Below are 24,822 nucleotides of genomic sequence, written 5' to 3' on the forward strand. Positions count from 1 at the left end.
ATGAATTTAAAGCCGAGTGATGAGACAATTCTTGTAACAGGTGCTGCAGGTTTTATTGGTGCGGCTTTAGTAAAAGCTCTTCTTACTTTGGATTGTAAAGTTATAGGTATTGATAACTTGAATGACTATTATTCTATTTCCTTAAAGAGATCTAGATTAACAGAAATTGAGAAAGTTTCCACGAAAAATGGAGAATGGTTTTTTCATGAGATTCCTATAGAAGATAATAAAGTATTGCAAGATATAATTAATAGATACAATCCAAAAGTTTTTGTTCATCTTGCCGCGCAAGCTGGTGTTCGTTATTCAATAACAAATCCTGCTGCATATATACAAAGTAATTTGGTAGGTTTTGCAAATGTACTTGAAGGATGTAGGCAGAATAAGATTCCTCATTTGATTTATGCATCTAGCAGTTCTGTTTATGGTGGCAATAAAAATCTTCCTTTCTATGAAGAACAAGCAGTAAATCATCCAGTGAGTTTATATGCCGCGACTAAGAAATCTAATGAATTAATGGCCCATACCTATAGCCACTTATATGACTTGCCAACAACTGGGCTTCGATTCTTTACCGTTTATGGCCCATGGGGAAGACCAGATATGGCTCCAATGATTTTTGCGAGATCAATTTTAAATAATGAGCCAATCCAAGTATTTAATCACGGCAGAATGAAGAGGGATTTTACATACATTGATGATGTCGTAGAAGGGATAATTCGTTGTTGCTTCAAGAAAGCAAGAGTTGATGATCATTTTAATCCTCTTACTCCTAACCCTTCAACGTCATCTGCACCTTATAGAATTTTTAATATAGGTAATTCACATCCAATTCAACTCACATATTTTATAGAGTTATTAGAGAAGAATTTAGGAAAGAAAGCTATAAAGAATTTTCAACCTATACAGCCAGGAGATGTGGTTTCAACTGCTGCAAGGATGGACTTGCTTAATTCATGGGTAGAATACAAACCAACGACATCCATAGAGAATGGTATTAAATTGTTTTCTGAATGGTACTTAGATTATTTTAAAAATACGTATTGAAGAATTATTTTGGTTTTTTCTGATTATTTATAACTTAGGCTAGTCCTAATAATTTAATTCTGAAGAGAGCAACATTTTTTGATTGGATTGGATTAGAAATTAGAAAAGGGTGATTTTTAATCTTTTCAAAAGCTATTTCAATCTTTTCATCTATTTCTACATCTTTATTAGTTCCTAGATCACAATCCTTCCAGGCTGCATCAAAGGACATTGCAAAACTATCAGCATTATCATATAAATTTTCACTAGATGCTTCTAAATTCATAAGAATAGAATCAAATCTTTAAATCATTTTAACTCCTTAATAGGATATTAAAAATATCCTATTCTTTGCAATATAGTTAATCATTATTTATTTTGGTCTATAAAGACTATCTCAGTATGATTTTTGATTTATAAGCTAAATAAAGCATTTGGAGATAAATGATATGAAAACCAACATAAATTATGATTATTGTATAAAATATAATTGATTATCAACTATTGATTTTGCCAGATATTAACGATCTTTTAGTTTTATTTATTATTGTATTCATTTTACTTGTGAACTTCTTTCGAAGAAATCGAAATTAGAATCGTCAAATTTTATTAATGTTTTAAGAAAAAAAATTACTTAGTCTTTGAAGATTATCAAATATAGTAAAAGTATTTAATATGTAATATTCTTAAAAACTAAGAGTCTCTAAGAGTTGTTCCCAGTCTCAATGCTAAAACCCCCGCAAAAATAACCATTAAAAATGATATACCAGCAAGATCAGGTGAATTTATACCTAGACCTGAGGAGAAATCGACTTTAGAAAGATCAAATGTACTTTGAACTCCGAGTAAAAGGTTCATAATCTCTTAACTACTAGTTTCTTTTATGCTAACTCAAGATTGAAATGATCTTTTAATTTTCGAGCTTCAAGTATCAACTCTTATGCAGTTTTGTAATAATTATGTTTTGTCTCCTTATCAACTTAGGACTTAAATGCCTTTTAGTTTCATAGGATGGGCAGGTAAATTCAGAAATCAAAAGTATTGCTAATACTGTCCTAGGCATTAAAAATAGCCTTTTTGGAGGTGCTTTGAATATTCAAATAATCCTATTTGAATGGTTCCAGGACTCAGATTTGAACTGGGGGACATTTACAGAAAACTCCTTTAAAACATCATATTTGGTATGAAAGGATATGAAAAAGCACTATTTTTGGAGGTTTTTCATACAATTCCATACCTGTACCTTTCTTAGGAATGTTTCTGTTTCTTATTTCAGACTCATAGGTATGGAAGTTCTGGGGACTTTTAGTAGCTTCAAAACTTCAAGAAGAGTGGAATACAGACTCATAGAGGCTAGAAATGGTTCAATTCTTCCGTTATCTATGCCTTAAAGAGAAAACATGAAATATATGTAAGAATTAAATAGGTAATAAACCAACATTTCCCTAAAAAAATCAAAGTTTGGGGTAAATTACTATACTTTTTGATAACTTCAGAGCATAATCTTCTTCAAGACGAATTCAATTGCACACTCTCCTATTGGAGTCATACTTTGATCAAATCTGGGAATATTTATTTTCTGGTTTAAGTTGTATCTGAATGTCGCATCAAGCAATTCAATTTTTTTAATTTCAATAGGCAAGGAAGTATTTGACAACATTTGGATTAAATTAATACTTTTATTAGACCATGATTTTTTTTTGTGTATTGTAAACGTATGCTTGTGATCGTGATTGAATGTTGATGGGAATATCCCTTGCTCATAAAGGTCCTCATCGGGAATAGTGCAAACAAGATGACCACCAGGTTTTAATATTCTTATCCAATTGTCAAGTGATATATAAGGATTCACCGTGTGCTCTAAGCAATGTGATGAATAAACAAAATCGAAATAGTTATCTTCAATACTCTCCATTAATTGAGCATCTCCATCGGGTGTATCCCATGCTCGGCAAGAGTTCATTAAAGGAAAAAATTCGCCATACTGTGATAAACAATCTTCACCTGATCCTATATCAATGCCGTTCCCGACTATATATCTTGTCCCATATCTAGAATCTTTTATTTTGTGAAAAATAGATTTGCTAGTTTCGTGCATATTGATCTCACGTTATGTATAGATTCTCATATTGGTATATGAATTAAATATTTACTACATATTAATTTGCAGAAATAATCAAAAAATACAGTACTTTATAGTCTCTTTTTGAACCTTGATTTCCATAACAGTACATTTTTGAGGAGTTTTGTCTGATTAAAGAGCCATTCATAAGTACTGGTGATAAAAAGACTTGCCAAAGAATATCATTCAAGGAGAAGCAAGCAGTTAAATCATTAGCGTTAGAATTTTTGCAGAAAGATTCTGGTTAGTAGATATGTAAGCAACTTCAGGAAACCAACCAATTTGAATTATCTGCTTGTCTTTAGTAGTAAAATTGGAAACACAAAAAATATAAAATATAAGAAAAGATGTATAATTCTATTCAAGAAGAAGGACAAAATAAGATCACTGAAGTGAAAGTATTCTCCGTTCCATTTGCTCTAGGAGAAATTAAAGAAAACATTATTATTTCTACTAATAATTCATTTGAAACTTCTAAAGAAGAAATAATCAATCAAGCATTTAATTTTCATTCACAAGGAAACATTTCAGAAGCAGCAAAATATTATCAATATTGCATTAAGCAAGGTTTGATTGACCACAGAGTTTTTTCTAATTATGGAGTTATATTAAAAGATCTTGGCAAATTAAAAGAAGCAGAATCTTTACAGTGCAAAGCAATTGAACTTAATCCTAATTTCGCTAATGCTCATCACAATCTGGGAAACATATTAAAAGATCTTGGCAAATTACAAGAAGCAGAATTGTCATATCGCAAAGCAATAGAAATCAAACCTAATTACGCAGATGCTCATTTGAATCTAGGAAACATATTGAGTGATCTTGGCAAATTACAAGAAGCAGAATTATCTATTCGCAAAGCAATAGAAATCAAACCTGATTTCGCAGCCGGACATTACAATCTCGGAATCATATTGAACGATCTTGGAAAGTTACAAGAGGCAGAATTATCACTACGCAAAGCGATTTGTCTTAATAAAAGCTTAGATAATGTAATTTCCTCACTTGGATCAGTTTTAATGAGGCAAGGTAAGCATAAAGAAGGTATTCAGAAATTAAGAGAGGGAGATGGTTGTGTAAAAATGGATTATCGTTCTCCATCAAAAACAATAAAGTTTTTTAAATAATGGAAAGAGTAATATTAGCAAAACCAAAATCTAATCCCACATTTATTAGCTCCTGGATTATCAAACCAACTTCATTATGTGATGAATTAATAAAATATTTTGAAGCAAATAAAAGCAAACAATATTTAGGGGTAACCGCATCGGGATTAAATCCAGAAATCAAAGACACTACAGATTTATCTATAAAACCAAAAGATATACTTATACCTGGAAATGAAATTTTTAAAAATTATATCGAAGAAATTCATAAATGTCATAAAGATTATATTTCTCAATGGGAGTTTTTAGAAAATAATCCTACAGCATATGAAATAGGGACATTCGCAATGGTTAGATATAAACCTGGGCAGCATTTCAAGAAAATACATACTGAACGTTTTAGCTTGGACACACTTCATCGCGTTTTTGTATTTATGACTTACTTGAATGATGTAGAGGAAGGTGGTTCTACATACTTTAGTAATTATGATCTTGATATAAAACCTAAAAAAGGATTAACTTTAATCTGGCCTGCTGAATGGACCCACGCACATAGAGGCAAAATATTAAAATCCGGATTAAAATATATTATTAGTGGTTGGATAGATTTTAGTTATTAATTAAAAAATAACCTAATTTAAGTAGTAAAATCTGAAGAACCACAAGAGAGAAAAGATAAGAGAAGATGGATGGCTCTACTCAGGAAGGAGAAGTAAAGAAAAAAGTCACTGAAGTAAAAACATACTCAGTTCCATATGAGTTCAAAGAAATCAAAGAAAATATTACTGTTAATACAAATACTTCTTCTAAACCTTCTAAAGAACAAATAATTAATCAAGCAATTCAGTTTCACCTAAAAGGAAATATTATAGAAGCAGGTGAACTTTATCAGTATTGTATAAATCAAGGTTTTAAAGATCACCGAGTTTTTTCTAATTATGGAGTTATATTAAAAGATCTTGGTAAATTAAAAGAAGCAGAATTGTCATATTGCAAAGCAATTGAAATCAAACCTGATTACGCAGATGCTCATTACAATCTGGGAATCATGTTGAAAGATCTTGGTAAATTAAAAGAAGCAGAATTGTCATATTGCAAAGCAATTGAAATCAAACCTGATTACGCAGATGCTCATTACAATCTGGGAATCATGTTGAAAGATCTTGGTAAATTACAAGACGCAGAATTGTCATATCGCAAAGCAATTGAAATCAAATCTGATTACGCAGATGCTCATTACAATCTGGGAATCATATTGAAAGATCTTGGTAAATTAAAAGAAGCAGAATTATCGACTCGCAAAGCAATTGAAATCAAACCTGATTACGCAGATGCTCATTCCAATCTGGGAATCATATTGAGAGCTCTTGGTAAATTAAAAGAAGCAGAATTATCGACTCGCAAAGCAATTGAAATCAAACCTGATTATGCAGATGCTCATTCCAATCTAGGAAATATATTGAGAGCTCTTGGTAAATTAAAAGAAGCAGAATTATCGACTCGCAAAGCAATTGAAATCAAACCTGATTACGCAGAGGCTCATTACAATCTGGGAATTATATTGAGTGATATGGGCAACTTACAAGAAGCAGAATTGTCATATCGCAAAGCAATTGAAATCAAACCTGATTACGCAGATGCTAATTACAATCTGGGAATTATATTGAAAGATCTTGGTAAATTAAAAGAAGCAGAATTATCGACTCGCAAAGCAATTGAAATCAAACCTGATTACGCAGATGCTCATTCCAATCTGGGAAATATATTGAAAGATCTTGGTAAATTAAAAGAAGCAGAATTATCGACTCGCAAAGCAATTGAAATCAAACCTGATTACGCAGAGGCTCATTACAATCTGGGAATTATATTGAGTGATATGGGCAACTTACAAGAAGCAGAATTGTCATATCGCAAAGCAATTGAAATCAAACCTGATTACGCAGAGGCTCATTACAATCTGGGAATTATATTGAGTGATATGGGCAACTTACAAGAAGCAGAATTGTCATATCGCAAAACAATTGAAATAAAACCTGATTTCGCAGAGGTGCATTCTAATCTGGGAAATATATTAAAGGATCTTGGCAAATTACAAGAAGCAGAATTGTCATACCGCAAAGCAATTGAAATCAAACCTGATTACGCAGAGGCTTATTCCAATCTAGGAAATATATTGAGAGCTCTTGGTAAATTAAAAGACGCAGAATTATCGACTCGCAAAGCAATTGAAATAAAACCTGATTACGCAGAGGCTCATTACAATCTGGGAATCATATTGAAAGATCTTGGCAAACTTCAAGAAGCAGAATTGTCATATCGCAAAGCAATTGAAATAAAACCTGATTACGCAGAGGCTCATTCTAATCGGGGAATCATATTGAGTGATCTTGGCAAATTACAAGAAGCAGAATTATCGACTCGCAAAGCAATTAAATATAATCCTAATATAGGGGAAGCATATTTTTACTTAGGCAATATTTTAAAAGCTAGTGCTAAGTTTGATGAGGCTTTGTACAACTACAAAAAAGCAAAAGAAAACAAAATTGAACCTAAAAAATGTATAGCTGCTATCGGAAAAGTGCTTTTAAATCAGGGAAAGCATATTGAAGGTATACAAAATATCAGAGAAGGAGATGGCTCAATTATATTTGATCTTAAGAAAGGATTTTCGAGAATCTAATGACAAAGCGAGTAAATTTAGAGAAATCAAAACTCTCTCCTAACTTTATAGGTTCATGGGAAATAGAATCTTCATTATGTGATCAAATAATAGCTTATTATGATAAGAATAAAGAAAAACAAATAAAAGGTGCAACTGGTCTTGGAGGTATCAGTTTAGAAACTAAAGACAGAAGCGATATATCTATGTCTCCAAAAGATATAAATCTAAAAGGCAACGAAATATTCAATAAATACTTTGCGAGCTTATATGAATTATATAAAGACTATAATAAACAATGGCCATTTCTAGCATCAATTGTTTCTACTCTTGAAATAGGTAGATTCAATATAGGAAAATATAGACCTGGTCAGCACTTTAAAAGAATACATACTGAACGATCCAATCTAGGTACACTTCACAGATTATTAGCATTTATGACCTATTTAAATGATGTAGAAGATGGAGGATCAACATATTTCTCACATTATGATTTAGATATAAAACCTCGAAAGGGACTAACTATTATTTGGCCAGCTGAATGGACTCACTCACATAAAGGTAATATTGTAAATACAGGTTCAAAATATATTATTACTGGCTGGTTAACATTTCCAAAATAAAACATATTCTAACAATTCAGACCTATTACAATAATATTAGTATTTCAAAATTCAAAAAAATAAATGAGATTTGTAAATATTAAAAATAGGAAGTTTGCTACAGTAATTTATCAATTATCAGCTGCTTTCCTTCAAAGTTATACTCAGACAATAAAAGCCTCTAAATGGAATAAACATAAGTGGAAAGGGCTTACATTAATGAAAGATCCAATGACTCTAAGTATCTACATGATGATGATACAAGAAATAAAGCCTAAAACTATATTGGAATTTGGAACATATGATGGAGGTAGTTCTCTATGGATGGAAGATATTATGAAATCTCTATCATTAGATTGTAAAATTCATACTTTTGATATTAACCCAGACAGAGTAAAACTTCCAGAAGATAGCAAAATAAAATACCATCAACTTGACAATAACAAAATCAATGAATTTATAGATAAAAGTAGAGATTTATTCGAAAATATGGAAAGCCCAATTCTAATTATTGAAGACTCTCATGTAAATGTTGACGAGATAGTTAGATCTATTGATCCTTTCTTAAGATCTGGAGATTATCTAGTAATAGAAGATACGTTAGATCAAATAAAGTATCAAGAGACAATACAATCTGAGAATGGTATAAGAAATCTGAATTATGAAGTTGATACTTATTTTTGCGATTTTTGGGGAATGAATAATAGTTGGAATATAAACTCTATTTTTAGAAAAGTATAGTTATTAAGTTTTTATTATTGAATCAAACAAATTATTATATAAATACAATTTATAAGAAGATACAAAACAACCAGGCTTACAGAAATGAGTACGTTTTAAAGAGAAGGATGCCAATACTTTCAGATCTATTTATCAATTTTGGGTTTCTAAAGGCGAATAAATAATTATTATAAAAATATGAAAATCAAATGAGAAAACAAGGCATTTGGTTAAATATTTCAAGCAGAAATGATGACCTATCTCAACTAATTGAGGAGTATTCAGAACAGTTCAATCTATCCAAAGCAGATACGGTTGCTGAGATTCTTAGAGCGTATCCAAAACTTCTTGCTTACAAGCACAGAGTTATGGAGCAAGAAAGTAGATCATTTGGGAGGATATTTTCTAATGCCGTATGAAAAGAACAAATCCGCCTACCAAGACGATGCTTATTTTGAGCGAGAGCGTAGAAAAGATTTAGTTAATACATAGAACAGAAGATCCTATTCCTCATTTGGATTAGAGAGCACCTACCGTTACAGGTGCTCTTTCTTTATGCTTTTTTGCGTGTGGACTGACCCTGATGGTTATGTAAGTGAGTTGTTATGGGACTTATCGGGTACTTACATACCAGTTTTACTCCTCTCGGAATCGCCTCTAATACCCTTGTTTTCGACGGAAGGCATATTCTATTTCTCTCTAAAACATTGTTGTGATAGGCGGTTACAGCATAGTGAATTGATGGTAAATAGGCATTAAAAAAGCACCTTTCGGTGCTTAATAATGGTGCCAGGACCCAGATTTGAACTGGGGACACGGCGATTTTCAGTCGCCTGCTCTACCAACTGAGCTATCCCGGCATTAACCCTTGATAATCTACCAATTCGTAAGTACTTTATAGAAAAATAAATTGAAATCTCCTTAATTTTCTTTTGTCAATTGCAAACGTAATTTGAAAATCATGAGAACGCTAGCTTCTCCATGGTTTTGTTGTAAGCAAATTTCATAACGTAGGAATAGCTTTAATCATCCGAACCAATGTTTTATGAGCATCTGAGCAGTCTTGAAGAATATGATCAAATTTTATTTCCAATGTCTTGTTATCAATTTGAAGCTGGAGAGATTCTTTAGATATGCTTATCATTGTTGCTGATTTAAAAGTTTTAACTTTTCCATAATATTTTGCATATGCATTGACTGCATCCTTATGGTCCTTGTTCATATGATTACATATTCTTGTACTTGACTCTTGGGTGATTGGTTCGGGATTCATAAGTTTTTTTACTATTGACTTTGGAATTAATTAATAATTTAGTTAAGTTTAAAGAAAGTAAAATTAAAAATTTCATAAAGAATTTAATCCTTTATTCATAATAATCTCTGCAATGCAATACTTGCCACTCCTGCTGCGGGTGGGGTATTGCAAACTTTTATTGGTATACCGATTTCTTTTTCTCTTATTTTTTTCCAAGTAATATTTTTTGCACCTCCTCCAATAGTAATTATTCGCTTAGGTAAATCAGCTCCTAATTCATGAAGTTTCTGCCAGCCTTTCGCTTCTATTTTCGCCAATCCTTCAAATAATGCATGTAGATAAAGAGAATCACTTACTGGTCTGGGCTCAAGTTTAGGTTTTAAACTGGGATCATCTATTGGGAATCTTTCGCCTTGATTTGATAGTGGAAGAAGATTCAATCCGGTAGACTTATTAGGATTTATTTGTTTGCTTAGTTCTTCAATATATTCAATATCAAAGAAATCTAAGAGTATCGCTGCCCCTGCATTAGATGCTCCCCCAGATAACCAATTCCCAAATAATTTATGATTTGATATGCCTTTGCCTGAAAGGGCTTTATTAACAAACTTCTTAATAACTATTGTGCTACCAAGGATTGTTATACCATCATTTTTATTAGGTAAAGTTGCTAAAACTCCAGCATTAGAATCTGTCGTTCCTGCTATGATTTGAAGGTTTTTTGGTAAATTTAATTCATGGGCTTTTTTAATACATATATTTCCCATTATTTGTCCTGAAGGAATTATTTTAGGAAGACATTTTAACCATTTTAAATTTTGAAATTTTGCTGGCCATGAACTATTTGATATTTCCCATCCCATCCTAATATTGTTACCTTCTTCACCATATTCCCAATTATTGATAAGCCATCCACTCACCCAATCTGCTTGGTGCCTTAAGATTATTTCATTACCGTATAAGGCTATAAGTCTTAATGCTCTCCCAACACTTCCACTTATGCTTGAGCCAGCACATTCTTTGGTAAATATCTTTTTAATATCGTATGAATATTCCGAACAAGATACAAAATAAGGTAGGGCTTTTCCTAAAGGTTCTCCATTTCTTTTGCATGCTAAAAGTGTTCCAGAAGTACCCGCTATTGAACAAGAAACCAATTTTTCTTTTAGACTTTTTGGAATTTCTTGTATTAGATTTTTGAGGCTATTTATCCAGTCTTCCGATATTTCGAGACCTTTAGAGTATGTTTTTGATGATGTGAATAGTATTTTTTTTTTAGTATTGATTATTGCAATTCTTGTACCCGATGTACCAAGATCTATGCCAAGTACAAGAGAATCATTTAACATTTTTTGATTTAAATCTTTTTACACGAGTAAATTGATTTCTTTGGCTTTTTGAGAAACATCTTCCCATGGAAGAGATATATCAGTTCTTCCAAAATGACCATAAGCTGCAATATCTTTATAAAAATGTCCTCCTCTTAGTCTAGGAAGTTCTTGTAGGTTAAAAGATTTAATAATTGCCCCTGGTCTTAAATCAAATTGTTCTTGAACTAGTTGAGTTAATTCAGCGTCTGAAACTTTTCCGGTGCCATAAGACTCAACAAGTATTGAGACTGGTTTGGCTACACCAATTGCATAACTAAGTTGGACTTCAACTTTTTTTGCAAGATTTGCTGCAACCAAAGCTTTCGCGACAAATCTTGCTGCATAAGCTGCTGATCTATCAACTTTTGTAGGATCCTTTCCAGAAAACGCTCCACCACCATGGCGAGCATATCCACCATATGTGTCTACGATTATTTTGCGACCTGTGAGTCCTGCATCTCCTTGCGGTCCTCCAATTACAAATTTTCCTGTTGGATTCACTAGAAAACGAGTAGTTTCTAGTGAAGGTTTTAGAGCTAGGTCCTCTGTGGCTGGCTCGACAACTAATTCCCATAGGTCTTTTGCAATTATTTTTTGGATTTCATCTTCAAGAGTTATTCCATTGACTTCTGATTTGTGTTGAGTAGAAATCAGAATTGTGTCTATGGAGCTGGGTAATCCGTTTTCATATGAGACACTTACTTGGGTTTTCCCATCAGGTAAAAGATAATCAATTAATTTTTGATGCCTCACTAATGCCAATCGTCTTGCTAATCGATGAGCGAGACTAATTGGCAATGGCATAAGTTCAGGAGTCTCATCACAAGCAAATCCAAACATAATTCCTTGATCGCCAGCACCAACTTGATCTAGTGGGTCTGTTGAATGGTCTTCAGCTTCATCTACTCCTTTAGCAATGTCTGAGGACTGTTGGTCAAGTGCAACTAGGACTGCGCAGCTATTAGCATCAAAGCCACCAGCACTTGCACTTTCATAGCCAATGTTTTTGATGACCTCTCTAACAAGCTTATTGAAATCAACCTCCGCTTTAGAAGTTATTTCTCCAGTTATTAGACATAATCCAGTATTTACTACTGCTTCACATGCAACCCTACTTGTTGGATCTTCAGTTAGAAGAGCATCTAAAACAGCATCACTTATTTGATCGCAAATTTTATCGGGATGCCCTTCTGTTACCGATTCAGAGGTAAAAACGTATCTACTCATTGGAAATCTGACTTGAATACTACTTTAGGTGTTTATCTGAATATTTAATTCATTTAATTTTTCGATAATGAATTGTGTTTCGGTGAGAATGGGAGGATTTTTCCATCCACCACTAAAGCCTATTATTATTGGTATGTCAGCTTCTTTGGCCATTTTTAAATCAGTATCAGCATCTGAAATAAGTGCACATTCTGAAGGATTTATTAGCATTCTTTTGCAAAGTTCTATAACTGCTTTTGGGTTGGGTTTTGACGGTTTATTCTCAGCACTCCAAAGATAATCAAACATACCCTCTAGTTGATTGCTGGAAATAAATTCTTCGATGCCAACTTGTGTATCATTCGTCATTAATGCAATACTTACACCTTTATTTTTGATAGAAGCTAATAGATCAAATGCCCCAGAAATTAATTTCTTGCGCTTCTGTCTATTATTTTTATTTTTAGCAAGGAAAATATCTACTTCATCGAATATTGTTTGACTTATTGAAATTGATTTAAACCAATCAAAACCAAAAATAGTGAATATTGTTGCTGTAGATATAATATTTTGTTCTTTCGATGCAATTGCTAGACTTGCATTAGCTGAAAGAGTTTGATTTGTTAATCCATAAACAGAATTAAGTAATTTTTTTAATAAAAAGATTTTAAAATTGTTTATTTTTAATTTTCTAAATTTGGCAACTGCAAAATCTACTCTAGTTTTGGCTAGTTCTAATAAGTATTCCTCACTATTCGATAATGTTCCATCCTTATCAAATATTATTGCTTTAATAAAACCAACAGAACTATTTTTTATTAACAGCTCTGCCATTCCTATAAATTCAATAATCAAATAGTCATTACTGCAATAGGATCTTCTCCTTCCTCAGCTTGCTCAAGAAGCATTTGTTTATATCTTGCGGCCATCTCCTCAGCTTTATCAAAAACTTTTTGAGGGTCTGTCAGCATATCTCCTGGCTCTGGTTCAAGTGCCTTAGTAGAAAGGGAAATTCGTCCTCTTTCAGCATCTAGGTCTATGATCATGACTTTCATTTGGTCATTGACGTTTAATACAGAGTGGGGAGTTTCAATATGTTCATGACTTATCTCGGAAATGTGAAGCAGCCCACTTACACCCCCAATGTCTATAAATGCACCATAAGGTTTGATTCCTCTAACTGCTCCTACAACAACTTCTCCAACTTCAAGACGATTCATTTTTCTTTCAACCAAAGCCCTGCGATGACTTAGGACGAGCCTATTTCTTTCTTCATCAACTTCTAAAAATTTCAAAGGTAGGAAATCAGCAACTAGTTCTTCTTTCGCCTTTCTAGTGCTTATATGGGATCCAGGAATAAAGCCCCTAAGTCCTTCAACTCTAACTAGCGCTCCACCTCTATTTGTAGCAAAAACTTCTGAATAAATTGTTGCATCTTCTTTTTGCAATTGTCGAACTCTTTCCCAAGCTCGTTGATATTCAATTCTTCTAATTGATAAGGATAATTGACCATCCTCATTCTCTTCCGTCATTATAAAAAATTCTCTAATTTCTGAAGGCTGTAAAACATCACTCAGGCCCTCGACTCTATTTATGGATACTTCTTGCATTGGCATAAAAGCAGCTGTTTTTGCACCAATGTCAATCATTGCTCCTTTGGATTCAAGAGCAAAAACAGTTCCATTTACTATATCTCCAGGTTTAAAGTTGTAGTCATATTTGCTTAGTAAAGATGCAAATTCATCAAGAGTGAAGCCTGCACTTTCAAGATCACTCTTATTAACTCTGCTTGAAGAGTTATCAGCAGCAGGAATGTTTTTTGGGATATCTTCTTCTTTTAATTCATTATTGGAATTCTCTTCTAATTCAGCACTTACAGAATTTGAGATAGTTTCTTCAGGTATTGATGTTTCTTTTTCAGGATTCTTTTCTTGAACTTTGCTTGCTTGATTTTCGGACATGCTTGAATGACGGTCTGCCTTTTTAGGACAGTGCGATAGAAATACAAAATGGCCCGCCGACCATATTGAGCTTAAATTCTACTTTATTGATAGGTCTTTCTAGTTAAAGAACTGATGCCAATTGTTCTTTTTTTATTGGTTTTAGTGATTCAAGGGTTTTCATAAAATCATTTATCCCATCAAATTGTCTATAAACAGAGGCAAATCTTATGTATGCAACTTCATTAATATCTTTTAATTGTGAAAGAACCATTTCTCCAATCTCATTTGTTTTTACTTCTTTTCGAATTCCTTGATTAAGTTCTAGTTCAATTTCATCAACAATAAATTCAATTTGAGATCCATTTACAAGTGTTTTTTCACATGCTCTGTTTATACCATTAACTATTTTACTTCGATTAAATAATTCTTTTGCTCCACTTCTTTTTAAAACAGTAATTGGTGTAGTTTCCACTCTTTCATAAGTAGTAAATCGGAAGTCGCAATTTAAGCACTCCCTTCTTCTTCTGACGCTTCTTCCAGAATCGGCGGAACGAGATTCAAGAACTCGACTGTCTGTATTTTGGCAAGATGGGCACTGCATGCAGCCCTTTTCAATGATTTAACTAACTTTAAACATTTATTTGGCTTATGAGAAGGGGAAGATTAAATAAAACTACTTTTTAATTAAATAAATTGTATTTGTTATTGAAGAATGAAGTTAATAAAAATTTTAAATTAAGGTCCAGTCACAAAAAAAGCCCTGAAATTTCAGGGCTTTTTTTGTGACTTTTACTTGTCGTATTTCGGAGGATCGCGAAATGCTACAGCAAAGAAGAGAGTTACAAGTGCCAAAGTAAGTATTAGCACGTAGGAGAAAGCTTCCATCTAAGTTCTCGGTATAAGGGGGTAAAGAATCCTGAGTTAGGCTCGACCTGGAACTCGGCGCGTTGATTCGTCTCCTAGTTTTTTGAAGAGACCAAACTCAACTTGATCCCCAAGCTCTGGATCGATACCTGAGAATCTGTCGCCAAATAGAGTTCTTGCGGCGTGCCACCAGTGCCCGAAGAGGAATAACAAGCCAAAGCACAAGTGTGCATAAGTGAACCAGGCTCTTGGAGAGCTTCTGAATACACCATCAGACTTGTAGCGATCTCTATCAAACTTGAATGCTTCTCCAAGTTGAGACTTTCTAGCTAAACGCTTTACTATGACTGGATCAGTAAATGTTTGACCATTTAATTCACCACCATAAACAGTAGCTGTTACTCCAGTTTGTTCAATAGAGTACTTAGCTTCGGCGCGACGGAAAGGAATGTCAGCTTTAACGTTCCCATCCTTGTCTTCAAGAATGACTGGGAAGTTTTCAAAGAAATTTGGAATTCTTCTTACTTCTAAGTCATTGCCATCGCTATCAGTAAATGAGATGTGACCTTGCCATCCACTTGGAACTCCATCGCCATTAACCATTGCTCCAACTCTGAATAGTCCTCCTTTTGCTGGACTATTGCCGACATAGTCATAGAAAGCAAGTTGCTCAGGAATGGCTTCATAAGCTTCAGCTTTCGAAGCACCATCATTCATAGACTCTTGAACTCTGCGGTTGATTTCAGTTTTGAAATACCCAGAATCCCATTGATATCTGGTTGGACCAAATAATTCAACTGGAGTTGTTGCTGATCCATACCACATGGTTCCAGCGACTACGAAGGATACAAAAAGAACAGCTGCTAGAGCACTTGCTAGAACGCCCTCTAGGCTACCTAGCTTTAAAGCCCTATATAGCCTTTCTCCAGGTCTATTGGTGATATGGAATATTCCACCAATTATTCCTAAAAGTCCTGCCCCAACGTGATTGGCGACAATCCCTCCAGCATTAAATGGATTAAATCCTTCTGCACCCCAGACTGGAGCAACTTTTTCTACATGCCCGGTTAATCCATATGGGTCAGAAACCCATATGCCTACAGTTGAGCAATGAAATGCGCCAAACCCAAAGCATGTCAAGCCAGCTAAGAAAAGATGGATTCCAAATATTCTTGGAAGATCTAAAGCTGGTTCTCCAGTGCGGGAATCTTCCCACAATTCAAGGTCCCAATATGTCCAGTGCCATACGGCAGCGAGCATTAAAAGACCACTGAAAACTATATGAGCTGCAGCAACACCTTCGAAGCTCCAGAATCCGGGGTCAACTCCGGTTGCTCCGGTTATATCCCATCCGTTCCAGCTACCTGTAATTCCTAGGCGGGCCATAAACGGCATGACATACATGCCTTGGCGCCACATTGGATTAAGTACTGGATCAGAAGGATCAAAAATGGCCAATTCATATAAGGCCATTGAGCCGGCCCAGCCGGCTAACAAAGCAGTATGCATGAGGTGCACGGCCAAGAGGCGGCCAGGGTCGTTGATAACGACTGTGTGCACCCGATACCAGGGCAATCCCATGGGTCAGGTTCGTGTAACGAAGCTGCTTAATGCAGCAAGACTGGAAAGATCGTAAATGGTATTGCTTGAGTTAAGGCACAGGATGTAGAGACCTGAAATGACTTTTGACACTCTTGAGTCAAATCTAACTGGTTTTGAGGGTCTAAAAATGGCGAATAGACAGTGATAGACTAGAAAAGATGAAAAAAAGAAGAAAAAAAAGAATTTGTTGAATTTAAATTTATTTTGTAATTTTAAGACTTTTTTATAACCAATTAGTTTTAAAAAAACTGAAAATCGGCAATGAATTTACTTAAAACCGATAAGTTTGGGAAATTTTTTTGGCCATATCAAATCCAAATAATTGAATAGGGTTTTAAAATCGTAATTTTTCGGCAAATTACAAAATCTCAGTCTCTTTGATTTAAAACCCAGTTTTTTTGCTTAAGGGATATATAGTTTGTTTCAGTTAAAATTGTTCTGAGTAAAAACCTGGGTATGGAAACCACTAGTTTTGGATTTGCCGCAAGTCTTTTATTTGTTGGAGTACCAACGATCTTTCTTATTGGCCTTTTCGTTTCTACCAGCGATGGCGAGAAATCAAGCTTTTATTCTGATACCAGCAAGGGTAGATTGAGCCCTGAGCCTAAAAAGTAATTTAGGACTTAAATCAAATAAAAGTTCTCAAGTATTTGCTTGAGGTATTTAAAATTTTTGAAGTTTTACCGTAAAGGTATGGCTTCAAATACTTATACGTTAAATTAAAAGACTAAGATAATTTGTTCTTCTTTAGGATGAGTGCAGCAAATAATAGATGGAAATTAAAAAAAACAGTTCTTCCTCAGCACACTGACCATGCAGGAGTTATGTGGCATGGCTCTTATTTAGATTTCTTAGAAGAGGGGAGAATCGATGCATTAGATAAAGTTGGATGCTCATATTCCGAATTATCCAAACAAGGCTTTGAAATAATAGTGATTTCTATGCAAATAAAATATAAAATATCTTTTTTTCATGGGGAAAAGGTTTTATTAAATAGTCAATTTAAGCTGGAAAATAAAATAAGACTTAATTGTAAAACTTTATTTTTGAAATCAAATGGTGATATTGGTGCAGAAGCCTCAATAGGTCTTGTTGTCGTAAACAAAATAAATAATTCAATAAAGTTAGTTAGAGATTTACCAGTACAAATAAAAAATATATTATTACTCCTTGAAGAAGGACCTGAATTTTAAATCATTATATTATTTTGATTGTCAACTCCATTACTGGTAATACTTTTCTTCAATGGAGAAAAAAAATGATATTGAAAGGAGGAAGTAAAGTTGATTTTGATTGGCTTTTAGATATAGCTGCTGGAGTTTCTTGGATTAAGTTGCAAAAGATAATTTTGAATCCTGAGCATTTTATTTTCTTAGAAATCTCAACTGAAGAATTAGAATCTATTTGGGAATCTCATTTGAAAGATCAAACACCACTTCAATATTTGATTTCTAAATGTCCCTGGAGAGATGTTGAGTTAGAGGCTTCATCAGAGGCTCTGATCCCTCGGCAAGAAACAGAATTTTTGATTGATTTTGCTTTGAAAAAAGTGACTCATATTGATCGTGGAAGATGGGCTGATCTAGGTACGGGCTCTGGACCGATTGCAGTATCTTTAGCTAAATCTCTTCCTAATTGGAATGGACATGCCTCTGATATTTGTAATGAAGCTTTAGACCTCGCAAAAAGAAATTTAAAATCTATTGTTCCTAATGCGAATGTGAGATTTTCTTTGGGAGATTGGTGGGAACCTTTGAAAAGATGGTGGGGAAGCTTTGATCTAGTTTTAAGTAATCCTCCTTATATACCTTCTGACTTAATTGCAGAGTTAGAACCAGTTGTTAAAAACCATGAGCCTCGTATAGCTTTGGATGGTGGAGAGGATGGAATGAATGCTTCTCGAAAAATCATTCTCGGGGCATCAAATGGACTTGCTAAAGGAGGTTGGTTAATTCTTGAACATCATTATGATCAAAGTGAAAAGATAATTGATGTCATGAAGAATATTGGAATGGAAGAAGTTTCCTTTGAAAAAGATTTAAGTGGAATTAAGCGTTATGCAATTTGCCGTAAAAAATGAAATGATCATCGAGCAATTGGGAGTTTCTGACTTGGCTTTAAAGTTGAGAAAGGGATCTTTAGCTTTATTCCCTACTGATACTTTGCCAGCACTTTGTTCATACCCCAAATACTCAAAGAAAATATGGGCTATCAAGAAAAGGCCTTCAACTAAGCCACTTATATTAATGGGAGGATGCTTGGATGATTTATTTGAGTTTGTTCATCCTTGTGCCAAAGAAGACGGCTTGAAATTGGCAAAAATTTATTGGCCTGGAGCTTTAACAATTGTTTTGCCAACAACAGGAAATTTTTCTGAGAATCTAAATTGTCATTCTAATTCTCTAGGTTTCAGAGTCCCCGCCCAAAAGCTTGCAAGAGATTTGCTTATAAAAACAGGTCCTCTTGCAACTACTAGTGCAAACATTTCTGGAGAAGCACCTGTTAAAGATGCTTTAGAAGCTTCGATTAAATTCCCTGGGATTCCAATACTTGCTCCTGTTCCTTGGCCAAATTCCTCTGGTCTCGCAAGCACAGTTGTTGAATGGAGAGAAGGGGACTGGAATTTATTAAGAGCTGGTTCAGTTGTTTTGAATTAAAAGACAAGAATGATTTATCTGCTTGTGACCGTTTTATTTTTGCAGTTTCTTTTTTGGTGGGTGTTTAGATTGCCCATGATTGGTTTTGATTGGATTTATCAATTAAAGTTTTTCAACTTCTTTGTTTTTGTTTTTTTTATTTGGATTGTCTCTGGTGAATCTAAATAGATATTTTTAGCTCTGCTTTCTAAAATGCCGGCTAACAGATTTGAACTGATGACCTTCGCTTTACAAAAGCGCTGCTCTACCGCTGAGCTAAGCCGGCTTTTTTTTATATTACCTAAGAAAGTAATCTAAAAGTTAATCCATATAGGAAATTTGTTGAAAATAATTTTTAAGTTTCTTTTTGATCTCATCCAACACAATGAATGCAATCTTTTCAGTGATTAAGAATTTTTATCTGTGGCTTCAGTTTGTTGAGGATTTTCTTTTGGCTGATCCTTAGGCTCTTTAAGTTTGATTTGACCATTCATAGTTCTTTTTATTGGTAGGTTCGCAACTAATGCGGTCATGCGATCTTCTGTCTCAAGGCTTACTGCGCCTTCATCGACATCTATCTCTACATACTTAGCTACTACCTCAAGTATTTCTCTTCTCATTTGATCTAAAAGTTCTGTACTGAGATCTGATCGATCATGAGCTAAAACAAGTTGCAACCTCTCTCTCGCAGTGCTAGCGCTAGCGGGCTGCCTACGTAGCAACTTGTTGATAATGTCTCTAAGTGTCATTGCCATTGTTTTAGAAAATTTTTGTTTGCATTAGTCTTCTAAATTTCGCACCAAATCCCGAACTCTCCTCTATTGGGTCAATAAGTGGAATATCTTCTCCTTGTAATCTCTTGGCAATATTTAAATAACATTTAGCTGCTGGGGAATTAACGCTATTTAAAGTTAGAGGCTCACCTCTGTTTGTACTGACAATTACCTGTTCATCTTCTAATACAAGACCAAGTAAAGGTAAGGCTAAAATATCAGTTACATCATTGATAGAAAGCATTTCTTGGTTTGCCATCATCTTTGGTCTAACTCTATTAAGAACTAACTGGACTGGTTTAATAGAATTTGTATTAAGTAAACCAATTACTCTGTCTGCATCTCTTACTGCTGATACCTCAGGGTTGGTAACTACAATTGCTTCTTGAGAGGCTGCCATAGCATTTTTAAATCCATCTTCAACTCCTGCAGGGCAGTCAATTAAAACGTAATTGAACTGTTCTTTTAACATATCGACTATACGCTTCATATCATCTGGTTTTAACCAATCAAGCATTCTTGGATTCCCAGCAGGAAGTAAAGATAGATTAGATTCTTGCTTGTGCTTGACTAAGGCCTGATCAAGCCTGCATTCCTCCTCAAGAACTTCTTGTGCCGTATACACAATTCGATTTTCAAGACCTAAAAGTAAATCCAAATTTCGCAGACCAAAATCTGCGTCTAAGACAGCAGTGTTTAACCCCTGCCTTGCCAGTGAAATGCCAAGATTTGCTGTAAGGGTTGTCTTGCCGACACCACCCTTCCCTGAGCAAATAAGAATTACACGCGTATCTGTCGCCACGGACCTCCTTGGATTCGACAAATTTTAGTTCGATTTTGATGAAGAAAAAAGCTTTATTGTCAGATCGATTGCATTGGGTTTGCTTTTGAAGACATCTCTCAGGTCTTAAGTAGTAATTTATTCTTGATTTTATTTGTAAATCCTATTTGGATTAACTTCTCGTACTATGTGTTCTCGAGTGGGGAAATTATAATTACTTCGGAATCTATTCTTGCTTGCTCTGCAAGACCAAGTTGAGGCTTCTCCTTAGGCCCTCTGGCAACTTTTTTAGCGATTCTTAGTTGAACAGGTCTAAAATGAAGTGCCGAAATAGTTGCTTTAGAGTTGCCTTTGTTGCCTGCATGGGCAATCCCAAGAAGTCTTCCCCATATAATAATATTTCCTTCTGCACTAACTTTTGCCCCTGGATTTACATCTCCAAGGATTAACAAATCCCCAGGGCTTTCAAGATATTCTCCTGATCTTACAGTCCCTTGATGAAAGTTAGTTTTTGAAACAGTCAAATCTTTTTCTTTTGTTTTTAAGTTTTCGTATGAATCGTTTTCAAGAATAAATTGAGATTTATAACCTAATGATTGAGAGCTTACTATTGTCTTTGAAGATGATGAATAAAAACTAATTACTTTACAATTAGATTGATTTACAATTGAAATTATATCTGATATTTCTGTACATGAAAGATCGAGATTTTTACAATCGATTTCTATGTTGCTTGACTTCAGATTTTTTAATTTATTTCTTAAGCATAATTTCCAATTTAGATATTTACTATCTTCGAGATTAATAATAATTTTTTGAGTCTTTGAATTCATTTTTAATTATGTTTCATTTTTAGATTTTCTATCTCTATTTTTAACTCACTTTCTATTTCTTTAGGATAAATCAACCATGAAGATTGATTAGGCTCTATTAATCTCTCAACTAATGGTGAAACTTCCTCTAGAGCCTGTAAGTTTTCTCCATCCCATAAACGAAGTCCATATTTATAAGGATGATAGCTTTTAACCACTTGCTCTCTTAATCCACAGGAGATATCTGGCTCCATGTAATATTTTTCTGATAGTATTCTAGCTTTTGCTAGAGCTTCTAGCCTTATCTCTAAAGAGAAGGAGGATAAATTTAATGCTTTTAATAAATTTCTATTTATAAAACGTTTACAAAGATTAGATAAATTATCAGAACTAGAGTATTGCCATTTATTAATATGATAACAAGTTACTATGTCATCATTAGATAAAAAACTTTCTAGGCTCATTTCTTCATGATTCCATAGCCATTCAGACATGTTTCCATCAGCCCATACTTTTTTTGGTCCAATTTTTCTTGCTGTTTTTATGATTTGTTCTAATAACCAATTGCAAACTTCATTTAATCTATGATTGTATACGCTTCTATACATAAGATTCCTTATTACTAAATAATGCTCAACTGCCATTAATCCTTTAGGGTGTATTGCTAAATCTCCATCTGGTGCAATTATCATTGCTGATATTATTCGATCAATATCTAACTGACCGTATCTTGCTCCTGTTGTATAGCTATCCCTCATTAGGTAATCAAGCCTATCACAATCAAGCTGACTACTAATTAAAGAAATTATTGATTTTTCTGAGGCTTTCCTCGATTGGATTAGATCTGAAATTGCTTTTGCATTTCCCTTCCCATATTTATTAAGTATCATAGTAATTTCTTGATTTGAATTTATTAATTTTGCTGTCCATTCTTCGTGCTTGATTTTGAATATTTCCTCACTTGTATGACTTAGTGGTCCGTGACCTAGATCATGTAAAAGAGCAGCACCGTAGAGAATGAATTTGTGCTCTTTTAATCTAGAATTCATCTCAGATAAATGATTTATTGCTCTTCTTGCAATATGAAATACACCAAGAGAATGAGTAAATCTGCTTGATTCTGCACCATGAAACGTTAAATAAGCAGGTCCTAGTTGTTTGATTCTTCTTAATCTTTGAAATGGAGAGGAATCTATTAATTCCATAACCATTTTCTCCTCTGGAATTGAGCTGCTTAATTTAATAGATTGATGCAGAGGGTCATAATAAGTTCTTGTTGACATTACTATTTAATTTCTTGGCTTTTTAATTGTTCTTCTTTTACTTGATTCTCTTTTGATAATTTTTCTGAGACTTCTTCTTTGTCCAAAGTAGCTTGCATGATTAGCTCTGCATCTAAAAGCCATCTGTCATCATCAGAACCTGGGTTAAGTGGCTCTGGCATTTCCAAGAGGCGATCAGGATCAATTCCAAGATTTTGTATGTCTCTTCCACTTGGAGTTAAATAGCTTGCAACTGTTACAGCTAAACCACTCCCATCGCTGAGATTGGTTAGAGATTGTATGAGGCCTTTCCCGAAAGTTTTATTACCTATAAGTTCAGATCTTTTATTGTCTTGAAGAGCACCAGCAAGAATTTCACTAGCGCTTGCTGTCCCCTCATTTACAAGAGTAACCATGGGGCCGTCATAAAGAGTTTCTATCCCAGAACTGATTGGATCATTTATGGAATCTCTTTTTTTTGTTTCAACAATCGGCATATTGCTTAGGAAATCGTCAGCAACGGCGAGTCCAGAACTTACAAGACCTCCAGAGTTATTCCTTAAGTCCAAAATTAGTCCATCTATTTCTTTGTCAGAGAGCTCTTCCAATGCTTCCTTGACTTGCTCAGGGACTCCCTCACTAAATTGTGTAATTCTTAAGTAACCCAATGTATGAGATTCATTTCTTATCCTCTTAGTCCTAACTGGTCTTAAATCAACACTTCTTCTTTCTAAAGAAATTTCTGTTATTTCATTGTCAGGTTGTTCTAATTCAACGATTACTTGCGTTCCGGTTTGTCCTCTTAATTTTGCTGCTGTTGCTTCAAGTCCTAATTGTTTGGGAGATTGACCGTTGACTTTTTTTAAAATTGTTCCACTTTTAATACCCGCATCCGAGGAGGGAGAGCCTTCAAGAGGAGATATCACAACTATCTCTCCATCTTCTTTTCGAGCCCCTAGCTGAAGTCCAACGCCATTTATTTCACTCCCTATATTGCTTTTCTTCATCGCTTCATAATCAACTGGTCTTAGTAAACGTGTATAGGGATCTCCAAGAGGAAGAAGCATTGCCTCTATAGCTGAATAAGCCTGTTGAGAGTTGTTTATTGGCTTTTCAAGAGCTTTTTGACGCAATCTTTTCCATTGAATTTCATCAAATTTCTTAGGATCTAAAAAACCCGCATTAACTAGATTCCAGGCCTCAATAACAAGTAATTGTCCATCATTCAGGGCAAAAGCGGGCTGAGTAAAGACTTGAAATAAAATACCAAAACAAATTATTACTGCAAAAAATCTTTGCAGTAGCTTAGTTAAAGATTTAACAGATGAAAGCATTGGATTGATCTTTTGCGGCGACCAAGGGGCACATCGAGTAAGATATTTGAAAGTACAGTGCATAAGTGGATGGCGAACTCTTCACCGGTTTATGACTGGTTCCAGGAACGTCTTGAGATACAGGACATAGCTGATGATGTCACTTCAAAATACGTTCCTCCACATGTCAACATTTTTTATTGTCTTGGTGGAATAACACTGGTTTGTTTTTTGATTCAATTCGCGACTGGATTCGCGATGACCTTTTATTACAAGCCTACTGTAACTGAAGCTTATAGCTCAGTCAGTTACCTAATGACAGACGTCAGCTTTGGTTGGTTGATTAGATCAGTTCATAGATGGAGTGCCTCAATGATGGTGCTTATGCTTATTTTGCATGTTTTTCGAGTTTATTTAACTGGGGGATTTAAAAGACCCAGAGAATTGACATGGATAACTGGCGTAGTTATGGCAGTTATAACAGTTGCTTTTGGAGTCACAGGTTATTCATTGCCCTGGGATCAAGTCGGTTATTGGGCAGTTAAAATTGTTTCTGGAGTACCTGCTGCTATTCCAGTAATTGGAGACTTTATGGTTGAACTTTTAAGAGGTGGTGAGAGTGTTGGGCAGTCAACTTTGACAAGGTTTTACAGTCTTCATACTTTCGTAATGCCATGGCTATTAGCAGTATTTATGTTGATGCACTTTCTAATGATTAGAAAACAAGGAATCTCCGGACCATTATAATTAAAAATTAAAAATATATATTC

At 34.3% G+C, this 24,822-nt stretch carries 28 protein-coding genes and 2 tRNA genes; 12 read left to right on the top strand and 18 right to left on the bottom strand.

Features of this window, described 5'->3' with window-relative positions; translation table 11 throughout:
- Entirely contained in the window at positions 1 to 1,047 is a 1,047-nt protein-coding gene (locus O5637_RS09485; protein ID WP_269604503.1) for an NAD-dependent epimerase/dehydratase family protein, read from the top strand.
- A gap of 34 nt (positions 1,048 to 1,081) precedes the next feature.
- Here the strand turns inward: O5637_RS09485 and O5637_RS09490 are convergent, their stop codons facing one another.
- The 3 genes from O5637_RS09490 to O5637_RS09500 all read right to left on the bottom strand — a co-directional run bounded on the left by O5637_RS09490 (position 1,082) and on the right by O5637_RS09500 (position 3,124).
- Complete coding sequence (locus O5637_RS09490) at positions 1,082 to 1,312, bottom strand: hypothetical protein (protein ID WP_269604504.1); 231 nt, start codon at positions 1,310 to 1,312, stop codon at positions 1,082 to 1,084.
- Between the two features lie 407 nt (positions 1,313 to 1,719).
- Positions 1,720 to 1,884: a photosystem I reaction center subunit XII gene (locus tag O5637_RS09495; protein WP_269604505.1), complete on the bottom strand. Its 165-nt coding sequence runs from the start codon at positions 1,882 to 1,884 to the stop codon at positions 1,720 to 1,722.
- A gap of 634 nt (positions 1,885 to 2,518) precedes the next feature.
- Positions 2,519 to 3,124, bottom strand: a complete 606-nt coding sequence (locus O5637_RS09500; RefSeq protein WP_269604506.1) for a methyltransferase domain-containing protein — start codon at positions 3,122 to 3,124, stop codon at positions 2,519 to 2,521.
- A gap of 371 nt (positions 3,125 to 3,495) precedes the next feature.
- Here O5637_RS09500 and O5637_RS09505 point away from each other — a divergent pair, with 371 nt between their 5' ends.
- The 6 genes from O5637_RS09505 to O5637_RS09530 all read left to right on the top strand — a co-directional run bounded on the left by O5637_RS09505 (position 3,496) and on the right by O5637_RS09530 (position 8,654).
- The gene (locus O5637_RS09505; RefSeq protein ID WP_332299748.1) at positions 3,496 to 4,275 is read left to right on the top strand and encodes a tetratricopeptide repeat protein; all 780 of its coding nucleotides are present in this window, start codon (positions 3,496 to 3,498) and stop codon (positions 4,273 to 4,275) included.
- Complete coding sequence (locus tag O5637_RS09510; RefSeq protein ID WP_269604508.1) at positions 4,275 to 4,874, top strand: 2OG-Fe(II) oxygenase; 600 nt, start codon at positions 4,275 to 4,277, stop codon at positions 4,872 to 4,874. Before O5637_RS09505 ends, O5637_RS09510 begins: the two co-directional genes overlap by 1 nt.
- 65 nt (positions 4,875 to 4,939) lie before the next feature.
- On the top strand, positions 4,940 to 6,934 hold the full coding sequence (locus O5637_RS09515) for a tetratricopeptide repeat protein (protein WP_269604510.1): 1,995 nt from the start codon (positions 4,940 to 4,942) through the stop codon (positions 6,932 to 6,934).
- Positions 6,934 to 7,536: a 2OG-Fe(II) oxygenase gene (locus O5637_RS09520; protein ID WP_269604511.1), complete on the top strand. Its 603-nt coding sequence runs from the start codon at positions 6,934 to 6,936 to the stop codon at positions 7,534 to 7,536. Before O5637_RS09515 ends, O5637_RS09520 begins: the two co-directional genes overlap by 1 nt.
- Before the next feature lie 63 nt (positions 7,537 to 7,599).
- Positions 7,600 to 8,256, top strand: coding sequence for a CmcI family methyltransferase (locus O5637_RS09525; RefSeq protein ID WP_269604512.1), 657 nt, complete (start codon positions 7,600 to 7,602; stop codon positions 8,254 to 8,256).
- Positions 8,257 to 8,444: 188 nt separating this feature from the next.
- The gene (locus tag O5637_RS09530; protein ID WP_269604514.1) at positions 8,445 to 8,654 is read left to right on the top strand and encodes a hypothetical protein; all 210 of its coding nucleotides are present in this window, start codon (positions 8,445 to 8,447) and stop codon (positions 8,652 to 8,654) included.
- Positions 8,655 to 9,019: 365 nt separating this feature from the next.
- Here the strand turns inward: O5637_RS09530 and O5637_RS09535 are convergent.
- The 9 genes from O5637_RS09535 to psbB all read right to left on the bottom strand — a co-directional run bounded on the left by O5637_RS09535 (position 9,020) and on the right by psbB (position 16,454).
- Positions 9,020 to 9,095 (bottom strand) — tRNA-Phe (locus O5637_RS09535).
- Positions 9,096 to 9,238: 143 nt separating this feature from the next.
- The gene (locus O5637_RS09540; protein WP_269604516.1) at positions 9,239 to 9,508 is read right to left on the bottom strand and encodes a DUF2470 domain-containing protein; all 270 of its coding nucleotides are present in this window, start codon (positions 9,506 to 9,508) and stop codon (positions 9,239 to 9,241) included.
- A gap of 95 nt (positions 9,509 to 9,603) precedes the next feature.
- Positions 9,604 to 10,839 (bottom strand): FGGY-family carbohydrate kinase, encoded by a 1,236-nt coding sequence (locus O5637_RS09545; protein WP_269604517.1) that lies wholly within the window; start codon positions 10,837 to 10,839, stop codon positions 9,604 to 9,606.
- Positions 10,840 to 10,857: 18 nt separating this feature from the next.
- A complete protein-coding gene (gene metK, locus O5637_RS09550) occupies positions 10,858 to 12,087 on the bottom strand; it encodes a methionine adenosyltransferase (protein WP_269604519.1) in 1,230 nt (409 codons plus the stop codon).
- A gap of 24 nt (positions 12,088 to 12,111) precedes the next feature.
- Entirely contained in the window at positions 12,112 to 12,900 is a 789-nt protein-coding gene (locus O5637_RS09555; protein ID WP_269604521.1) for an HAD family hydrolase, read from the bottom strand.
- Between the two features lie 17 nt (positions 12,901 to 12,917).
- A complete protein-coding gene (locus O5637_RS09560) occupies positions 12,918 to 14,027 on the bottom strand; it encodes a 30S ribosomal protein S1 (RefSeq protein WP_269604523.1) in 1,110 nt (369 codons plus the stop codon).
- 103 nt (positions 14,028 to 14,130) lie between these two features.
- Positions 14,131 to 14,610, bottom strand: a complete 480-nt coding sequence (gene nrdR / locus O5637_RS09565) for a transcriptional regulator NrdR (protein WP_269604524.1) — start codon at positions 14,608 to 14,610, stop codon at positions 14,131 to 14,133.
- Between the two features lie 188 nt (positions 14,611 to 14,798).
- Entirely contained in the window at positions 14,799 to 14,894 is a 96-nt protein-coding gene (locus O5637_RS09570) for a photosystem II reaction center protein T (protein WP_011294325.1), read from the bottom strand.
- A gap of 36 nt (positions 14,895 to 14,930) precedes the next feature.
- The gene (psbB, locus tag O5637_RS09575) at positions 14,931 to 16,454 is read right to left on the bottom strand and encodes a photosystem II chlorophyll-binding protein CP47 (protein ID WP_269604527.1); all 1,524 of its coding nucleotides are present in this window, start codon (positions 16,452 to 16,454) and stop codon (positions 14,931 to 14,933) included.
- A gap of 477 nt (positions 16,455 to 16,931) precedes the next feature.
- On the opposite strand from psbB, the gene psbM reads away from it, so the two are divergent.
- From psbM to O5637_RS09595, 4 genes are all read left to right on the top strand, one after another.
- The gene (psbM, locus tag O5637_RS09580; protein WP_011294327.1) at positions 16,932 to 17,090 is read left to right on the top strand and encodes a photosystem II reaction center protein PsbM; all 159 of its coding nucleotides are present in this window, start codon (positions 16,932 to 16,934) and stop codon (positions 17,088 to 17,090) included.
- Between the two features lie 137 nt (positions 17,091 to 17,227).
- Entirely contained in the window at positions 17,228 to 17,668 is a 441-nt protein-coding gene (locus O5637_RS09585) for an acyl-CoA thioesterase (protein ID WP_269604530.1), read from the top strand.
- 65 nt (positions 17,669 to 17,733) lie between these two features.
- A complete protein-coding gene (prmC, locus tag O5637_RS09590) occupies positions 17,734 to 18,555 on the top strand; it encodes a peptide chain release factor N(5)-glutamine methyltransferase (RefSeq protein ID WP_269606977.1) in 822 nt (273 codons plus the stop codon).
- Positions 18,533 to 19,132, top strand: coding sequence for an L-threonylcarbamoyladenylate synthase (locus tag O5637_RS09595; RefSeq protein WP_269604531.1), 600 nt, complete (start codon positions 18,533 to 18,535; stop codon positions 19,130 to 19,132). Before prmC ends, O5637_RS09595 begins: the two co-directional genes overlap by 23 nt.
- Before the next feature lie 193 nt (positions 19,133 to 19,325).
- Here the strand turns inward: O5637_RS09595 and O5637_RS09600 are convergent.
- The 6 genes from O5637_RS09600 to ctpZ form a co-directional block, all read right to left on the bottom strand.
- Positions 19,326 to 19,397: transfer RNA gene (locus tag O5637_RS09600), tRNA-Thr, on the bottom strand.
- A 121-nt stretch (positions 19,398 to 19,518) separates the two neighbouring features.
- Positions 19,519 to 19,866 carry a cell division topological specificity factor MinE gene (minE, locus tag O5637_RS09605; protein WP_269604533.1) on the bottom strand — a complete coding sequence of 116 codons (348 nt, stop codon included), beginning with the start codon at positions 19,864 to 19,866 and terminating at the stop codon, positions 19,519 to 19,521.
- 4 nt (positions 19,867 to 19,870) lie between these two features.
- Positions 19,871 to 20,686, bottom strand: coding sequence for a septum site-determining protein MinD (gene minD, locus O5637_RS09610; protein WP_269604535.1), 816 nt, complete (start codon positions 20,684 to 20,686; stop codon positions 19,871 to 19,873).
- 164 nt (positions 20,687 to 20,850) lie between these two features.
- Positions 20,851 to 21,498, bottom strand: coding sequence for a septum site-determining protein MinC (gene minC, locus O5637_RS09615; RefSeq protein ID WP_269604537.1), 648 nt, complete (start codon positions 21,496 to 21,498; stop codon positions 20,851 to 20,853).
- 2 nt (positions 21,499 to 21,500) lie between these two features.
- Positions 21,501 to 22,760: an HD domain-containing protein gene (locus O5637_RS09620; protein WP_269604539.1), complete on the bottom strand. Its 1,260-nt coding sequence runs from the start codon at positions 22,758 to 22,760 to the stop codon at positions 21,501 to 21,503.
- Between the two features lie 2 nt (positions 22,761 to 22,762).
- A complete protein-coding gene (gene ctpZ, locus O5637_RS09625) occupies positions 22,763 to 24,073 on the bottom strand; it encodes a carboxyl-terminal processing protease CtpZ (protein WP_269604540.1) in 1,311 nt (436 codons plus the stop codon).
- A gap of 69 nt (positions 24,074 to 24,142) precedes the next feature.
- Here ctpZ and petB point away from each other — a divergent pair, with 69 nt between their 5' ends.
- Positions 24,143 to 24,799, top strand: coding sequence for a cytochrome b6 (gene petB / locus O5637_RS09630; protein WP_011294336.1), 657 nt, complete (start codon positions 24,143 to 24,145; stop codon positions 24,797 to 24,799).
- The last annotated feature ends 23 nt before the right edge of the window (positions 24,800 to 24,822 follow it).

This window comes from Prochlorococcus marinus str. MIT 0917, from assembly GCF_027359575.1.
In the GTDB taxonomy this organism is placed as follows: Bacteria; Cyanobacteriota; Cyanobacteriia; order PCC-6307; family Cyanobiaceae; genus Prochlorococcus_B; species Prochlorococcus_B marinus_D.

Excerpts from the sequence above, each read along its gene's own strand:
- prmC (WP_269606977.1), top strand. The coding sequence starts at position 17,734 with ATGATATTGAAAGGAGGAAGTAAAGTTGATTTTGATTGGCTTTTAGAT.
- psbM (WP_011294327.1), top strand. The coding sequence starts at position 16,932 with ATGGAAACCACTAGTTTTGGATTTGCCGCAAGTCTTTTATTTGTTGGA.
- O5637_RS09495 (WP_269604505.1), bottom strand. The coding sequence starts at position 1,884 with ATGAACCTTTTACTCGGAGTTCAAAGTACATTTGATCTTTCTAAAGTC.
- O5637_RS09595 (WP_269604531.1), top strand. The coding sequence starts at position 18,533 with ATGCAATTTGCCGTAAAAAATGAAATGATCATCGAGCAATTGGGAGTT.
- O5637_RS09545 (WP_269604517.1), bottom strand. The coding sequence starts at position 10,839 with ATGTTAAATGATTCTCTTGTACTTGGCATAGATCTTGGTACATCGGGT.
- O5637_RS09525 (WP_269604512.1), top strand. The coding sequence starts at position 7,600 with ATGAGATTTGTAAATATTAAAAATAGGAAGTTTGCTACAGTAATTTAT.
- O5637_RS09530 (WP_269604514.1), top strand. The coding sequence starts at position 8,445 with ATGAGAAAACAAGGCATTTGGTTAAATATTTCAAGCAGAAATGATGAC.
- O5637_RS09540 (WP_269604516.1), bottom strand. The coding sequence starts at position 9,508 with ATGAATCCCGAACCAATCACCCAAGAGTCAAGTACAAGAATATGTAAT.
- minE (WP_269604533.1), bottom strand. The coding sequence starts at position 19,866 with ATGGCAATGACACTTAGAGACATTATCAACAAGTTGCTACGTAGGCAG.
- nrdR (WP_269604524.1), bottom strand. The coding sequence starts at position 14,610 with ATGCAGTGCCCATCTTGCCAAAATACAGACAGTCGAGTTCTTGAATCT.
- O5637_RS09515 (WP_269604510.1), top strand. The coding sequence starts at position 4,940 with ATGGATGGCTCTACTCAGGAAGGAGAAGTAAAGAAAAAAGTCACTGAA.
- O5637_RS09520 (WP_269604511.1), top strand. The coding sequence starts at position 6,934 with ATGACAAAGCGAGTAAATTTAGAGAAATCAAAACTCTCTCCTAACTTT.
- O5637_RS09485 (WP_269604503.1), top strand. The coding sequence starts at position 1 with ATGAATTTAAAGCCGAGTGATGAGACAATTCTTGTAACAGGTGCTGCA.
- metK (WP_269604519.1), bottom strand. The coding sequence starts at position 12,087 with ATGAGTAGATACGTTTTTACCTCTGAATCGGTAACAGAAGGGCATCCC.
- O5637_RS09555 (WP_269604521.1), bottom strand. The coding sequence starts at position 12,900 with ATGGCAGAGCTGTTAATAAAAAATAGTTCTGTTGGTTTTATTAAAGCA.
- O5637_RS09570 (WP_011294325.1), bottom strand. The coding sequence starts at position 14,894 with ATGGAAGCTTTCTCCTACGTGCTAATACTTACTTTGGCACTTGTAACT.
- petB (WP_011294336.1), top strand. The coding sequence starts at position 24,143 with ATGGCGAACTCTTCACCGGTTTATGACTGGTTCCAGGAACGTCTTGAG.
- O5637_RS09585 (WP_269604530.1), top strand. The coding sequence starts at position 17,228 with ATGAGTGCAGCAAATAATAGATGGAAATTAAAAAAAACAGTTCTTCCT.
- psbB (WP_269604527.1), bottom strand. The coding sequence starts at position 16,454 with ATGGGATTGCCCTGGTATCGGGTGCACACAGTCGTTATCAACGACCCT.
- O5637_RS09505 (WP_332299748.1), top strand. The coding sequence starts at position 3,496 with ATGTATAATTCTATTCAAGAAGAAGGACAAAATAAGATCACTGAAGTG.
- O5637_RS09500 (WP_269604506.1), bottom strand. The coding sequence starts at position 3,124 with ATGCACGAAACTAGCAAATCTATTTTTCACAAAATAAAAGATTCTAGA.
- O5637_RS09490 (WP_269604504.1), bottom strand. The coding sequence starts at position 1,312 with ATGAATTTAGAAGCATCTAGTGAAAATTTATATGATAATGCTGATAGT.
- ctpZ (WP_269604540.1), bottom strand. The coding sequence starts at position 24,073 with ATGCTTTCATCTGTTAAATCTTTAACTAAGCTACTGCAAAGATTTTTT.
- O5637_RS09510 (WP_269604508.1), top strand. The coding sequence starts at position 4,275 with ATGGAAAGAGTAATATTAGCAAAACCAAAATCTAATCCCACATTTATT.
- O5637_RS09560 (WP_269604523.1), bottom strand. The coding sequence starts at position 14,027 with ATGTCCGAAAATCAAGCAAGCAAAGTTCAAGAAAAGAATCCTGAAAAA.
- minC (WP_269604537.1), bottom strand. The coding sequence starts at position 21,498 with ATGAATTCAAAGACTCAAAAAATTATTATTAATCTCGAAGATAGTAAA.
- O5637_RS09620 (WP_269604539.1), bottom strand. The coding sequence starts at position 22,760 with ATGTCAACAAGAACTTATTATGACCCTCTGCATCAATCTATTAAATTA.